Origin of the sequence: Streptomyces panaciradicis, from assembly GCF_023516615.1 — a bacterium.
Classification (GTDB): Bacteria; Actinomycetota; Actinomycetes; order Streptomycetales; family Streptomycetaceae; genus Streptomyces; species Streptomyces panaciradicis.
The window spans coordinates 1-13895 of sequence record NZ_JAMGBF010000004.1; the positions used below are offsets into that span (position 1 = coordinate 1).

Below are 13895 nucleotides of genomic sequence, written 5' to 3' on the forward strand. Positions count from 1 at the left end.
GCCGGCAGGAAGACGGCGTCGACGAGACCGAAGACCACGGCGACCGCGCCCAGCAGCCACAGCCCGGGGCTCGCGGCGAGCAGCAGGGCCGCCGCGGTCAGTACGAGGACGGTGCGTGCCGCGGTGCAGACCAGGACGGTCGGGCGCGGTCCGTAGCGGTCGGCGATCACGCCTCCGCCGAGCATCAGCAGGGCGCGCGGCAGCGCTCCGGCCGCGGTGACCAGGCCGGCCTGGGCCGGGGTGCCGGACTGGACGGCGGCCCAGGACAGGGCGATGTAGTAGACGTTGTCGCCGATCGCGGACGAGACGTACGCGCCGAGCCAGCGCAGGACGTTGGCGTCGCGGTGGGCCGGGCCGGTGAGCGGGCCGGCCGTGGGGGCGAGCGTGGTGGGCACGCGGTCCGTCCTCTCAGACGCGGAAGGGGAAGCCGTACGTGTGCACCGCGACGTTCTCGCGGCCCTCGGTGTCGCCCGCCGCGTCGGCGGCGCGGCCGCGCTCCTCGTACCTGCGGACGAGGGCGTGCATCTCCTTGGACAGCGCGGTCAGTTCCTCCGGGGTGAGCTTGAGCAGCCACTCGGAGGAGTCGTGGGCCTTGGCCCAGGCGGCGCTCCAGTGGGCGCGCTCGTCGAGGAAGCGGCGGTACATGTCGGCGCGCTGCTCGAAGAAGAGGCGGCTGGCCGCGGTGTGCGCGGCTGCCTTCTCGGGGGCGTCGCGGAAGTCCTCGTCGCGGACGCTGACGCCGTCGGAGGCGGGCTGCCACCAGCGCTCCCGGCCGTCCGCGCTGCGGGGCTCGGCCTCCTCGACGAGGCCGTGCTCGGCGAGTTTGCGCAGGTGGTAGCTGACCAGGGAGACGGCCTCGTCGACCTGCTCGGCCAGCTGCGAGGCCGTCGCCGCGCGGGCGATGGTCAGGCACCGGTACAGCTGCATCCGCAGGGGGTGGGCGAGGGACTTGAGGGTGCCCACGTCCTGGATCCGGCGGTCTCTCTCCCTGTCTGCCATGCCCCCCACGCTAGAAAGGAAAGGAAAATTGCACAATAGATTTTGCGCAACTTCTCTTTCGCATCCGCCCGTGAAGGAGCCCCGGTCACCAGGTGACCGGGGCTCACGGCGGCCGCGGCGCCTCAGCGCACGGGGTACCCCGCCTCCTTCAGCGTCTGCTTGACCTCGCCGATCCGCAGGTCCCCGAAGTGGAACACCGACGCGGCCAGCACCGCGTCCGCGCCCGCCGCGACGGCCGGCGGGAAGTCGGCCAGCCTGCCGGCGCCGCCCGAGGCGATCAGCGGCACGGTGACGTGCTTGCGGACGGCCGAGATCATCTCCAGGTCGTAGCCGTCCTTGGTGCCGTCCGCGTCCATCGAGTTCAGCAGGATCTCGCCGGCGCCCAGCTCGGCCGCCCGGTGCGCCCACTCGACGGCGTCGATGCCGGTGCCGCGCCGGCCGCCATGGGTGGTGACCTCGAAGGTGCCCTCCGGCGTGCGGCGCGCGTCGACGGAGAGCACGAGCACCTGCCGGCCGAACCGCTCGGCGATCTCGCGGATGAGGTCGGGACGGGCGATCGCGGCCGTGTTGACGCCCACCTTGTCGGCGCCGGCCCGCAGCAGCTTGTCCACGTCCTCGGCGGTGCGCACACCGCCGCCCACGGTCAGCGGGATGAACACCTGCTCGGCCGTGCGGCGCACCACGTCGTACGTCGTCTCGCGGTTGCCGGACGACGCGGTGATGTCCAGGAACGTCAGTTCGTCGGCGCCCTCGGCGTCGTACACCTTGGCCATCTCGACGGGGTCGCCCGCGTCGCGCAGGTTCTGGAAGTTGACGCCCTTGACGACCCGGCCGTTGTCCACGTCCAGGCAGGGGATGACTCGGACCGCCAGGGTCATGAATCCACGGCTCCTCTGAATGCCTCTAGTTCCACTTCGACCAGGATGCGCGGGTCGACGAAGCCCTCGACGACCAGCAGGGTCGACACCGGCCGCACCGCGTCGAAGAACTCCTTGTGCGCGCGGCCGACGGCGTCCACGTCCCGCGCGTGGGTCAGGAACAACCGGGTCCGGATCACCGATCCGACGTCCAGCCCGAACTCGCCGATCGCCTCGATCGCGCTGGTGAAGGCCACCTTGGCCTGCTCGTACGGGTCGCCCTCCCCGTAGAGCACATCGCCCTTGAAGGACGTCGTGCCCGCCACCAGCACGCGGTCGCCCGCCGCCACGGCGCGCGCGAAACCGAAGGTCTCTTCCCAGGGGGTCCCGCTCTGCACACGCCGTACGGCATCGGTCATGACGACACAGCCTCCAGGGCCTCTTCCAGGGTGAACGCCTTCGCGTACAGGGCCTTCCCGACGATGGAGCCCTCGACACCGAGGGGTACCAGTTCGGCGATGGCGCGCAGGTCGTCGAGCGAGGACACGCCGCCGGACGCCACGACCGGGCGGTCCGTCGCGGCGCAGACGTTGCGCAGCAGCTCCAGGTTCGGGCCCTGCAGCGTGCCGTCCTTGGCGATGTCCGTCACCACGTACCGGGCGCAGCCCTCCCGGTTGAGGCGCTCCAGCGTCTCGTACAGGTCGCCGCCGTCGCGGGTCCAGCCGCGGCCGCGCAGGGTCGTGCCGCGCACGTCCAGACCGACCGCGATCTTGTCGCCGTGCTCGGCGATGACCTTGGCGACCCACTCCGGGGTCTCCAGGGCGGCCGTGCCGAGGTTGACCCGGGTGCAGCCGGTGGCGAGGGCGGCGGCGAGGGTGTCGTCGTCGCGGATGCCGCCGGACAGCTCCACCTTGATGTCCATGGCCCCGGCCACCTCGGCGATCAGCGCCCGGTTGTCGCCGGTGCCGAACGCGGCGTCCAGGTCGACCAGGTGCAGCCACTCGGCACCCGACCGCTGCCAGGCGAGGGCGGCCTCCAGCGGGGAGCCGTACGAGGTCTCCGTGCCGGACTCGCCGTGCACCAGACGGACGGCCTGGCCGTCGCGCACGTCGACCGCGGGGAGGAGTTCGAGCTTGCTCACAGTGTTCCGATCCAGTTGGTGAGGAGCTGGGCTCCGGCGTCGCCGGACTTCTCGGGGTGGAACTGCGTGGCCCACAGGGCGCCGTTCTCGACGGCGGCCACGAACGGCTTGCCGTGCGTCGCCCAGGTCACCTTGGGGGCGAGCAGGGTCGGGTTGTGCGTCTCCAGCGCCCAGTCGTGGACGGCGTAGGAGTGCACGAAGTAGAAGCGGGCGTCCGCGTCCAGGCCGGCGAACAGCTCGGAGCCGGCCGGTGTGTCGACGGTGTTCCAGCCCATGTGGGGCACGATCTCGGCCTGCAGCGGCTCGACCGTGCCGGGCCACTCGTCCAGGCCCTCGGTCTCCACGCCGTGCTCGATGCCGCGCGCGAAGAGGATCTGCATGCCGACGCAGATGCCCATCACCGGGCGCCCGCCGGACAGCCGCCGGTCGATGATCCAGTCGCCGCGGGCCTCCTTCAGGCCCTTCATGCAGGCGGCGAAGGCACCGACGCCGGGCACCAGCAGGCCGTCGGCGTTCATGGCCCGGTCGAAGTCACGCGTTATCTCGACCTCCGCGCCCGCGCGCGCGAGGGCGCGCTCGGCGGAACGGACGTTGCCGAAGCCGTAGTCGAAGACGACGACCTTCTTGGGGGCGCTCAATTCCACACCTCCAGCCTCATGATCCCCGCGACCAGGCACATCGCGGCGCCGATCGACAGCAGCACGACGAGCTGCTTGGGCATTCCCTGCTTGACGAAGGAGATGATGCCGCCGACCAAAAAGAGGCCGACGACGATCAGGAGGGTCGACAGGCCGTTCACAGCGCGCCCTTCGTGGAGGGGAGGATGCCCGCCGCACGCGGGTCGCGCTCGGAGGCGTAGCGCAGCGCCCGTGCCAGCGCCTTGAACTGGCACTCCACGATGTGGTGCGCGTTACGGCCGTACGGCACGTGCACGTGCAGCGCGATCTGGGCCTGGGCCACGAAGGACTCCAGGATGTGCCGGGTCATCGTGGTGTCGTACTCGCCGATCATCGGCGCCATGTTCTCGGGCTCGGTGTGCACGAGGTAGGGGCGGCCGGAGAGGTCGACGGTGACCTGGGCGAGGGACTCGTCCAGCGGGACCGTGCAGTTGCCGAAGCGGTAGATGCCCACCTTGTCGCCGAGCGCCTGCTTGAAGGCGGCGCCGAGTGCGAGGGCGGTGTCCTCGATGGTGTGGTGGGAGTCGATGTGCAGATCGCCCTCGGTCTTCACGGTGAGGTCGAACAGACCGTGCCGGCCGAGCTGGTCGAGCATGTGGTCGTAGAAGCCGACGCCCGTCGACACGTCGACCTTGCCGCTGCCGTCGAGATCGATCTCGACGAGCACCGACGTCTCCTTGGTGACTCGCTCCACGCGTCCCACGCGGCTCATGAACTCTGCTCCTTCGTCATTGCACGGACCGCGTCGAGGAACGCGTCGTTCTCCTCCGGGGTGCCGGCGGACACCCGCAGCCACCCCGGGATGCCGTTGTCGCGGACCAGCACACCCCGGTCGAGGATCTCCTGCCAGGCCGCGTGGGAGTCCTCGAACCGCCCGAACTGCACGAAGTTGGCGTCGGACTCCACGACCTCGTAACCGGCGGCGCGCAGTTCGGCGACCAGCCGGTCCCGCTCCGCCTTGAGCTGCTCGACGTACTTCAGCAGCGTGTCGGTGTGCTCCAGGGCGGCCAGCGCGGTCGCCTGCGTGACCGAGGAGAGGTGGTACGGCAGCCGGACGAGCTGGACGGCGTCGACGACCGCCGGGTGCGCGGCGAGGTAGCCCAGGCGCAGGCCCGCCGCGCCGAACGCCTTCGACATCGTCCGGGAGACGACCAGGTTGGGCCGGCCCTCGATCAGCGGCAGCAGCGAGCGGCCGTGGCTGAACTCGATGTACGCCTCGTCCACGATCACCATGGACGGCTTGGCCGCCTGCGCGGCCTCGTACAGGGCGAGGACCGTCTCGGGCGGGACCGCGTTGCCGGTCGGGTTGTTGGGGGTGGTCACGAAGACGACGTCCGGCCGGTGCTCGGCGATGGCCTTCTCGGCCGCCGCGAGGTCGATGGTGAAGTCCTCGTTGCGGGGACCGGAGATCCAGCCGGTGCCGGTGCCGCGCGCGATGAGCGCGTGCATCGAGTACGACGGCTCGAAGCCGATCGCCGTGCGGCCCGGTCCGCCGAAGGTCTGCAGCAGCTGCTGGATGACCTCGTTGGAGCCGTTGGCCGCCCAGACGTTGGCCAGGCCGACCTCGTGGCCGGAGGTGTCCGTCAGGTAGGCGGCGAGCCGCGTGCGCAGCTCCACCGCGTCCCGGTCCGGGTAGCGGTTGAGGTTCCGGGCGGCCTCGCGGACGCGCTCGGCGATGCGCTCGACCAGCGGCTCGGGCAGCGGGTAGGGGTTCTCGTTGGTGTTCAGCCGTACGGGGACGTCCAACTGGGGCGCGCCGTAAGGGGACTTGCCGCGCAGCTCGTCCCGTACGGGAAGGTCGTCGATGCCGGTCACTTGCTCTGGGGAACCTTCCATCCGAACCGGGCCTTGATCGCCGCGCCGTGCGCCGGGAGGTCCTCCGCCTCCGCCAGCGTGACCACGTGGTGCGCGACCTCGGCCAGCGCGTCCTCGGTGTAGTCGACGATGTGGATGCCGCGCAGGAAGGACTGCACGGACAGGCCCGAGGAGTGGCAGGCGCACCCGCCGGTCGGCAGCACGTGGTTGGAGCCGGCCGCGTAGTCGCCGAGCGAGACCGGGGCCCAGGGGCCGATGAAGATCGCGCCCGCGTTCTTCACCCGGTCGGCCACCGCGGCGGCGTCGGCGGTCTGGATCTCCAGGTGCTCGGCGCCGTAGGCGTCGACCACCCGCAGGCCCTCGTCGATGCCGTCGACGAGGACGATCGCGGACTGCCGGCCCGCGAGCGCCGGGCGGATCCGGTCCTCGACGTGCCTGGTGGCCGCGACCTGCGGCTCGAGCTCCTTCTCGACGGCGTCCGCGAGGGCGAGGGAGTCGGTGACGAGGACGGCGGCGGCGAGCGGGTCGTGCTCGGCCTGGCTGATCAGGTCGGAGGCGACGTGCACCGGGTCGGCCGTGTCGTCGGCGAGGATCGCGATCTCGGTCGGCCCGGCCTCGGCGTCGATGCCGATCTTGCCGGTGAAGTAGCGCTTGGCGGCGGCGACCCAGATGTTGCCGGGGCCGGTGACCATGTTGGCGGGCAGGCAGGACTCGGTGCCGTGGGCGAACATCGCGACGGCCGTGGCGCCGCCGGCGGCGTACACCTCGTCGACGCCGAGCAGGGCGCAGGCGGCGAGGATCGTCGGGTGCGGCAGGCCCCCGAACTCGGCCTGCGCCGGGGAGGCGAGGGCGATCGACTCGACGCCGGCCTCCTGGGCCGGGACGGCGTTCATGATCACGGAGGACGGGTAGACCGACCGGCCGCCCGGCGCGTACAGGCCGACGCGCTCGACGGGCACCCACTTCTCGGTCACGGAGCCGCCCGGCACGACCTGGGTCGTGCGGGTCGTACGGCGCTGCTCGCGGTGGACGAGACGGGCGCGCCGGATGGACTCCTCCAGGGCCGCGCGGACCGCCGGGTCGAGTTCGTCGAGGGCCTTGGCGAGGGCCTCGGCGGGCACCCGCACCTGCTCCAGCCGGACGCCGTCGAACTTCTCGGCGAAGTCGATCAGCGCCGCGTCGCCCCGATGATGCACGGCCTCGCAGATCGGACGCACCTTCTCCAGGGCGGCCGAGACGTCGAAGTCGGCTCGGGGCAGCAGGTCGCGCAGGGCGGGGCCCTCGGGAAGGGCGTCGCCGCGCAGATCGATTCGGGAGATCACGGGGTCAATTCTCTCAGACCCGGGTCAGCCGTCGTCCGCGCGTATCAATGGCTGATACAGAACCGCCCCGGAACCCGGAAGATCGCCGTCACGTCTGGTGATTCGGGTGTGACGCACCGGGCATGAACAGTTGTGCGAACACAGGAGTGGAGGAGTTGTGACCGAGGGGGCCGGCATCCACGCCGGAGACCTGCCGGACGACCTGAGCGCGGCCGAGGCCGGCATGTGGCAGGCCTTCCGCAACGGCAGCACGTACGACCTCAGCAGCGGGGACGCGGCCGTCGACGATCCGCACGGCCGCCATCCCTGGGGACCCGAGCGGACCGTGCGGGCGCGCATCGTGGCCTGGCTGCTGCTCGACGGCCCGCCGGCCCTCGCGGGCCGCGTCTCCGCGCTGAAGCTGCGCGGGGTGCAGGTCAGCGGCTCCCTGGAGCTCTCCGGCGGGATCGTGGTGCCGTACGTGGAGATGCGCGGCTGCCGCTTCGAGCGGGAGCTGCTGCTGCCGGAGGCCCGCTTCACCACCGTGCGGCTGGTGGACTGCTCGGTGCCGCGCCTGGAGGCGGCCCGGGTGCACACCGAGGGCGATCTGCACCTGCCGCGCTGCCGGTTCCCGGGCGGCGTGCGGCTCACCGACGCCCACATCGGCACCGACCTGATGCTCAACCAGGCGATCGTCCACCCCGACCGCGCCGGCCGCTCGATCGCCGCGGACGGCATGACGGTCGGCCAGGACCTGCAGGCCGAGCTGCTGGAGGCGGAGGGCGAGCTGAGCCTGCGCAGCGCCAAGGTGGGCGTCAGCCTCAGCCTGCGCGGCGCCCGGCTGAGCAGCTCCGGCACCCGGCACGCGCTGAACGCGCCCCAGCTGACCGTCGGGCGCACCCTGTACCTGACCCCGGCGGGTGTCGGGGCGTCCACGCCGAGCGGGGCGACTCCGGCGCGCGGGACCCGGATCCAGCGGTTCGAGTGCCGGGGCGGGGTGCGGCTGGACGACGGGCGGTTCGGGGACGCGGTCGACCTGGAGCGGGCGCGGTTCGTCCTCACCGACGACCAGGAGCTGTCGCTGCGCCGGGTGCAGACGCCGGAACTGCGCTTCCTCGGCGAGCGGCCGCAGCGCGGCAAGGTCGCCCTGTCGGGCGCGCGGGTGGTCAACCTGGTCGACCGGGCGAGCGCCTGGCCGGGCCCGGGCAACCTGCACATGGGCGGCTTCCAGTACGAGAACCTGGTACCGCTCGGGCCCTTCCCGCTGGCGGAGCGGCTGGAGTGGGTGGCCGCGGCGACCGCCGAGTACAACCCGGAGCCGTACGAGCGCCTCGCCGCCGTTTTGCGGGCCGGCGGCGAGGACGAGGACGCGCGCGAGGTGCTGCTGGCCAAGCAGCGGCGGCGGCGCGAGAGCCTGCCGATCGCCGCGAAGCTGTGGGGGTACGCGCAGGACTGGACGGTGGCCTACGGGTACCGGCCGGGGCGGGCCGCGGTGTGGATGGCGGTGCTGTGGGCGGCCGGCTCACTGGCCTTCGCGCACGCGAGCCACCCGCCATTGCAGCCCGGGGCGGCGCATCCGCCGTGGAACCCGGCCCTGTTCGCCCTGGACCTGCTGCTGCCGGTCATCGACCTGGGCCAGGTCGGCGTCTGGCAGCTGAGCGGCGGCTGGCAGTGGCTGGCCGCGGTGATGGTCCTCCTGGGCTGGGTGCTGGCGACGACGGTGGCGGCCGGGGCGACGCGCATGCTGCGCCGCAACTGATCATCACAGGACGCGCACACTTCGACCACTAGTTCAACATTCGACTTTTACCGGCTCTTGACCGCCCGGCGTACAACTTTCCATGACTTGTCCCCTCCGTCTGGCGCACGCCTGACCTGCGGCCTTTCAATGGTCGACACCATGGCACCGCTGTTCAACCGCGCGGCCCGGACCACCCGCTCCGCGCCGCACCCCCACTCCGCGCCGCTCGCGGACGGCTCCGGGCCGCCCGCCGGCCCCGGCCTGCCCGCCGACGACGAGGTGCTGCTCGACGCGCCCGACGACCGCCTCGGACCGGCGCTCGTGGCGGCGGCCCACGGCGAGTACGCACCGGCGGCCGCACTGCTCGCGGGCACCCGCGCGCGTGCCGAGTGGGAGTACCGCGACCGGTACACCGCACGGCTGTCGGCCTTCGCCCGGGCCCGGGTCGAGTGGCTGGAGCGGTGGTACGCCGACGCGCCGCGGGACCCCGACGTGCTGCTGCTGCGGGCCCAGCTGGCGGTGGACCGGGCCTGGGACTCCCCCGCCCGCGCCGAACTGCTGCGCGAGGTGAGCTCCCTGATCACGGCCGCCGCGCGGGCCGCCGACCACGACCCGGTGCCCTGGCGGATCGCGCTGGACCACGCGCGCGGCGCCGGCGCCGGTCACAAGTACTTCGGCGAACTGTGGGAGGCGGCGCTGCGCCGCGCCCCGCACCACTACGGCTGCCACGTGGCCGCCCTGCGCTATCTGGCCACCTCCTGGCAGGGCTCGTACGCCGAGTGCTTCGACTTCGCCGACCGGGCCGCGCAGGACGCGCCCGCCGAATCGCTCCTCCAGGCGCTGCCCTCGCGGGCGGCCCTCGCCTGCCTCACCGGCGGCGCCGGCACGGCCGTACCGCGGGAGCGGCTGCACGCGGCCGCCGACCGGGCGATCGCCTTCTCGGCCCGCTTCCCGGCGGCCACCCCGTGGCCGGCCGAGATCCGCAACAAGCTGACGTACGTCCTCGTCGGCCTGGAGCGCTGGCCGGACGCCCTCGGTCAGCTGCGGCTCATCGGCCCGTACGCCACGTCCTTCCCCTGGGACCACCTGTCGGACGACCCGCTGGCCCTGTTCCTGAAGGTGCGTTCCGACGTCGTCGGCCGGTGCCCGGCGGGGTCCGTGCCGGTGCCGCGCGATCCACGAAGTGAGCGCGGCGGACGCGCCGGCTCCGGCGACCATTAGGCTCTTGCGCCGTGACCACCGTCCGTCTTCCCCTCTTCCCCCTGAACTCGGTGCTGTTCCCCGGGCTGGTACTGCCGCTCAACGTCTTCGAGGAGCGCTATCGCGCCATGATGCGTGAGCTGCTGAAGACCCCCGAGGAGGAGTCGCGCCGGTTCGCCGTCGTGGCGATCCGCGACGGCCACGAGGTGGCCCCGAGCGCCCCCGGCATGCCGGATCCCACGTCCGTGCCCGACCTCGGCCCGGCGGCCGGCTTCGGCGCCGACCCGACGGCCTCCTTCCACGCCGTGGGCTGCGTGGCGGACGCCGCGACGATCCGGGAACGGGAGGACGGCACCTTCGAGGTGCTGGCCACCGGCACCACCCGGGTGCGGCTGCTGTCGGTGGACACCTCGGGCCCGTTCCTCACCGCCGAGCTGGAGGGGCTCACCGAGGAGCCGGGCGAGGAGGCGGGCGCGCTCGCCGAGGGCGTCCTGCGGGCCTTCCGCCAGTACCAGAAGCGGCTGGCGGGCGCGCGCGAACGCTCCCTGTCGACCGGCGCGGAACTCCCCGACGAGCCCTCCGTGGTCTCCTACCTGGTCGCGGCGGCCATGATGCTGGACACCCCCACCAAGCAGCGCCTCCTCCAGGCCCCGGACACCGCGTCCCGGCTGCGCGACGAACTGAAACTCCTTCGCTCCGAGACGGCCATCATCCGTAACCTGCCGTCACTGCCGGCGGCGGACCTGACCCGCGGCCGCACGAGCCTCAACTGACGTCACTGCGAGGGCCGGGATGGCGAAGAAGTCGAAGAAGCAGCAGGGCGGCACGCCCGCGACGGTGGCGCTGACCGCCGCGGGCGTGGCGTTCACGGTCCACGCCTACGAGCACGACCCCGCCCACCCCTCCTACGGCGAGGAGGCCGCGGAGGCCATGGGCGTCTCCCCCGACCGGGTCTTCAAGACGCTGGTGGCCGACGTCGACGGGACCCTGACCGTGGCGGTGGTCCCGGTGGCGGGCAGCCTGGACCTCAAGGCGCTGGCGGCCGCGGTGGGCGGCAAACGGGCGGCGATGGCGGACCCGGCCCTCGCCGAGCGCACCACCGGCTACGTCCGCGGCGGCATCTCCCCGCTCGGCCAGCGCAAGAGGCTGCCCACGGTCCTGGACTCCTCCGCCTCCGCCCACGCGACGATCTGCGTCTCGGCGGGGCGCCGCGGCCTGGAGGTCGAACTCTCCCCCGAGGACCTGGCGAAGCTCACCGAAGCGGTGGTGGCCCCCGTCGGGCGTGCGTGACCCCTCGACGACCGTCCCCCGCTCGGTTAAGAACAAGGGACATGTCGAAGAAAACCCGCAAACGCAAGTGGCGCATGAAGAAGGGCCGCTCGAACCACGGCCACCGTCCGGCATAGGTCCCTACGGCAGCGGGACCCGGCATCCGCTTCGGCTGCGGGGTCCCGGCTTCTTGCCCGGCAACAGAGTCCCAGCGCCTTGCCCGGCAGCAGGGTCCCGGGATCTTCCACGGCAGCGGGGTCCCGGCGCCTGCTACGGCAGCGGGGCCCCGTACGGGTCCTTCGGGAGGGGGCCCTGCTGGTACGGCTCCGGGTCCCGGGGGCCGAACAGCGCGGTCAGGCCGACGTGCACGATCAGCGCGACCAGCGACCAGGTCAGCAGCGCGCCCTTCGCTCCCAGCTTGAGCGGCGCCGAGAACGTCACTCCCTTGCCGACCTGCCGGGCGTGGGCGATGACGTCCTGCTGGGGGCCGAGCCACACGCCGATCCGCCAGGCCAGCAGGGAGGCGAGCAGCCCTCCGACGCCCAGGGCCACGACCAGGGGAACTCCGCCGCGCCGGCGCCACAGGAAGACCGCCAGGGCGCTGACGACGCCGAAGGCGAGCGCGAGCAGCGTGAACGTTCCGTCCACCCCGATGGCCTGCTCCCCCTCGCTGTCCGCGAGGTAGACCACCCAGCTCTTGTCGACGACGTCGCCGACCAGCGGCACGTGCGGCGCCAGCCACCACCACAGCAGTCCGAGCAGCACACCGCCGAGCGCCACCGCCACCGTGACGACGGCGGCCTCGCGCACTTCCGTCTTCATTCCGGGCCCGTCCTGTCCGTACGTACCGTGCCAGGCGGCGTCCTGCGGCGCGGGGGCCGCGTGCCCGGCGGCCGGGGGCTGCCACGCGTTCTGCGCGGACTGTTCATGCGGCGGCGGAGGGGGAGTCAACGGTGCGGTCACCCTGACATCGTGCCAGGCCCGCCTGTGCGGCGCGTCACCGGACGGCCGCTCGGCGGTACGCCCAGGTGGCCACGGCCAGCGAGGCGACGCCCACACCCGCGCACACGGCGAGGTCACCGGCCACGAACGCCCAGTCGGGATGCGGCCCGAAGGTCCGCGCGAAGGCCTCGACGCCGTACGTCGACGGCAGCAGGTCCCGCGTGAACCGTACGGCCTCGGGCATCCGGTCGGCCGGCAGCACCCCCAGCAGCAGCGCGGCCGACATCCCCAGCTGCCCCAGCAGCGTGGCCAGCTCGGGCCGGGGCGCGAGCAGCCCGAGGGCCGCTCCCAGCCCGGACAGGGCGGCGCCCGCGAGCGGGATCACCGCCGCCAGCACCCACAGGTGCGACAGCGGCAGCCCGAACAGCACCCCGCCGAAGACGGCGGTCACCACGGTCCCGGGCACGGTGAAGGAGGCGTAGGCCCCCGCCGCCCCCAGCACCACCGCCGCGGGCGGCACCGGCAGCGTCGCGTAGTGGTCGAGCCCGCCGCTGCCCCGCAGCTGACCGAAGTACTGGGCGAGCAGGTTCAGCCCGACGTAGGCCACGACCAGCACGGAGGACCCGGCGACAACGAACCGGGCGTCATGGCCGCCCGAGTCCACGACCCCGCGCATCATGACCAGGATGCCGACCGACTGGAAGGTCGCCACGAACAGCAGCGGGATCCGCGCGACCCGGGCCCGCGACAGCTGCGCCCGGTAGACGGCGGCGAGCGACGGCCACATCCGTGCGCGCGGTCCGAGCTCGGCGGCCCCGCGCGCGGCGTCGTCCTCGTCGGCGACGGCGCCGGGCAGTATCCCGGCGGGTACGACACTCACGACGAGCTGCGCTCCTTCCCTGCGGCGCGCACGCCGTCCCGCACGGACGCGCTCTCTCGTTCCTGTACGGACACGGCCGGTCTCGCGCTCACGCCTTCACCAGCCCTCGCGCGGCGCCGCCCAGCGCCAGGTAGACGTCCTCCAGGCTGGGCGTCGCGAGCGTGAAGTCGTCCAGGGCGGCGAAGGCGGCCCCGCCGGTGACGGTGGCGACGGCCGCGCGGGCCTCCTCGGGCGCGAGCCGCAGCGTCCAGCGCCGCCCGGCCTCGACGGCCCGCTCGCGCAGCGCGGCGACCTCGGGGACGTGCAGCGGCGCCGTCTCGCGCCACACCAGCTCGACCCGGACCTCGTCGGCGACCCGTTCCTTCAGCCCGGTGGGGGTGTCGCAGGCGATCACCCGGCCCTGGTCGAGCACGGCGACCCGGTCCAGGACCGTCTCCGCCTCGATGACGTTGTGGGTGACGAGCAGGACGGTCGTCCCGCGCTCGGCCCGCCGCCGGTCCACGGCCGCCCACACGGCCCGCCGCGCGACGGGGTCCATCCCGGTGGTCGGCTCGTCCAGCACCAGCAGCGGCCGCTCGCCGACCAGCGCCGCGGCGAAGCACGCCAGCCGCCGCTGCCCGCCGGACAGCTTCTTCAGGGCCCGCCCGGCGATGGACGTGAGCCCGAGCTCCTCCAGGACGGCGTCCCGCTCGGCCCGCGCCCGCCGGGCCTCCAGGCCGCGCAGCCGCCCGGTCGTCTCGGCGGCCAGGGACACCGTCAGCTCATCGAGGGCGGTCGACTCCTGCCCGAGGTAGGCGAGGATGCGTGAGGCCCGCTCGGGATGCCGCACGATGTCGTGGCCGAGGATCTCGACGCTGCCGGCGTCGGGCCGCATCAGCCCGGTCAGCTGCCGCACCAGGGTGGACTTGCCGGCCCCGTTCGGGCCGAGGAGCCCGAAGATCTCACCGCGGCGCACGTCCAGCCGCACGTCGTCCGTGGCCCGCACCGCGGGCGCGCCCGGAACGCCCCTGCGTCCCCGGACGGCCGGATAGGTCTTGGTCAGGCCGCGCACCGCGCACACCACATCGCCACCG

The 13895-nt window shown here is 73.2% G+C and carries 17 protein-coding genes; 4 read left to right on the forward strand and 13 right to left on the reverse strand.

Annotated elements, in window-relative coordinates; all coding sequences use genetic code 11:
• The 10 genes from M8J74_RS02090 to hisD all read right to left on the reverse strand — a co-directional run.
• Positions 1-395, reverse strand: a 395-nt coding sequence (locus M8J74_RS02090) for an MFS transporter (RefSeq protein ID WP_249834755.1), incomplete at its 3' end; no start/stop codon positions are given.
• Positions 396-408: 13 nt separating this feature from the next.
• Positions 409-999, reverse strand: coding sequence for an ArsR/SmtB family transcription factor (locus tag M8J74_RS02095; protein ID WP_249834756.1), 591 nt, complete (start codon positions 997-999; stop codon positions 409-411).
• 122 nt (positions 1000-1121) lie between these two features.
• Complete coding sequence (gene hisF, locus M8J74_RS02100) at positions 1122-1877, reverse strand: imidazole glycerol phosphate synthase subunit HisF (protein WP_249834757.1); 756 nt, start codon at positions 1875-1877, stop codon at positions 1122-1124.
• Positions 1874-2275 (reverse strand): RidA family protein, encoded by a 402-nt coding sequence (locus tag M8J74_RS02105; RefSeq protein ID WP_249834758.1) that lies wholly within the window; start codon positions 2273-2275, stop codon positions 1874-1876. The genes hisF and M8J74_RS02105 overlap by 4 nt, the downstream gene beginning before the upstream one ends.
• Positions 2272-2997: a bifunctional 1-(5-phosphoribosyl)-5-((5-phosphoribosylamino)methylideneamino)imidazole-4-carboxamide isomerase/phosphoribosylanthranilate isomerase PriA gene (gene priA, locus M8J74_RS02110; RefSeq protein ID WP_249834759.1), complete on the reverse strand. Its 726-nt coding sequence runs from the start codon at positions 2995-2997 to the stop codon at positions 2272-2274. The genes M8J74_RS02105 and priA overlap by 4 nt, the downstream gene beginning before the upstream one ends.
• On the reverse strand, positions 2994-3635 hold the full coding sequence (gene hisH, locus M8J74_RS02115; RefSeq protein WP_249834760.1) for an imidazole glycerol phosphate synthase subunit HisH: 642 nt from the start codon (positions 3633-3635) through the stop codon (positions 2994-2996). Before hisH ends, priA begins: the two co-directional genes overlap by 4 nt.
• On the reverse strand, positions 3632-3796 hold the full coding sequence (locus M8J74_RS02120; RefSeq protein ID WP_058925873.1) for a CG2302 family histidine operon protein: 165 nt from the start codon (positions 3794-3796) through the stop codon (positions 3632-3634). Before M8J74_RS02120 ends, hisH begins: the two co-directional genes overlap by 4 nt.
• Entirely contained in the window at positions 3793-4386 is a 594-nt protein-coding gene (gene hisB / locus M8J74_RS02125; RefSeq protein ID WP_030932889.1) for an imidazoleglycerol-phosphate dehydratase HisB, read from the reverse strand. The genes M8J74_RS02120 and hisB overlap by 4 nt, the downstream gene beginning before the upstream one ends.
• A complete protein-coding gene (locus tag M8J74_RS02130; RefSeq protein WP_249834761.1) occupies positions 4383-5489 on the reverse strand; it encodes a histidinol-phosphate transaminase in 1107 nt (368 codons plus the stop codon). The genes hisB and M8J74_RS02130 overlap by 4 nt, the downstream gene beginning before the upstream one ends.
• Complete coding sequence (gene hisD / locus M8J74_RS02135) at positions 5486-6811, reverse strand: histidinol dehydrogenase (RefSeq protein WP_249834762.1); 1326 nt, start codon at positions 6809-6811, stop codon at positions 5486-5488. The genes M8J74_RS02130 and hisD overlap by 4 nt, the downstream gene beginning before the upstream one ends.
• A 157-nt stretch (positions 6812-6968) precedes the next feature.
• On the opposite strand from hisD, the gene M8J74_RS02140 reads away from it, so the two are divergent.
• The 4 genes from M8J74_RS02140 to ybaK all read left to right on the forward strand — a co-directional run bounded on the left by M8J74_RS02140 (position 6969) and on the right by ybaK (position 11021).
• On the forward strand, positions 6969-8549 hold the full coding sequence (locus M8J74_RS02140; RefSeq protein ID WP_249834763.1) for an oxidoreductase: 1581 nt from the start codon (positions 6969-6971) through the stop codon (positions 8547-8549).
• A gap of 129 nt (positions 8550-8678) precedes the next feature.
• Positions 8679-9752: a hypothetical protein gene (locus M8J74_RS02145; protein ID WP_249834764.1), complete on the forward strand. Its 1074-nt coding sequence runs from the start codon at positions 8679-8681 to the stop codon at positions 9750-9752.
• A gap of 11 nt (positions 9753-9763) precedes the next feature.
• Positions 9764-10504, forward strand: coding sequence for an LON peptidase substrate-binding domain-containing protein (locus M8J74_RS02150; protein ID WP_058925868.1), 741 nt, complete (start codon positions 9764-9766; stop codon positions 10502-10504).
• A gap of 19 nt (positions 10505-10523) precedes the next feature.
• Positions 10524-11021: a Cys-tRNA(Pro) deacylase gene (gene ybaK, locus M8J74_RS02155; protein ID WP_249834765.1), complete on the forward strand. Its 498-nt coding sequence runs from the start codon at positions 10524-10526 to the stop codon at positions 11019-11021.
• 249 nt (positions 11022-11270) lie between these two features.
• On the opposite strand, the gene M8J74_RS02160 is transcribed toward ybaK, so the two are convergent.
• The 3 genes from M8J74_RS02160 to M8J74_RS02170 all read right to left on the reverse strand — a co-directional run bounded on the left by M8J74_RS02160 (position 11271) and on the right by M8J74_RS02170 (position 13882).
• Positions 11271-11963 (reverse strand): AAA family ATPase, encoded by a 693-nt coding sequence (locus M8J74_RS02160; protein ID WP_249834766.1) that lies wholly within the window; start codon positions 11961-11963, stop codon positions 11271-11273.
• Positions 11964-11997: 34 nt separating this feature from the next.
• The gene (locus M8J74_RS02165) at positions 11998-12822 is read right to left on the reverse strand and encodes an ABC transporter permease (RefSeq protein WP_058925865.1); all 825 of its coding nucleotides are present in this window, start codon (positions 12820-12822) and stop codon (positions 11998-12000) included.
• An 88-nt stretch (positions 12823-12910) separates the two neighbouring features.
• Positions 12911-13882, reverse strand: a complete 972-nt coding sequence (locus M8J74_RS02170) for an ABC transporter ATP-binding protein (protein ID WP_058928472.1) — start codon at positions 13880-13882, stop codon at positions 12911-12913.
• Positions 13883-13895: the final 13 nt, after the last annotated feature.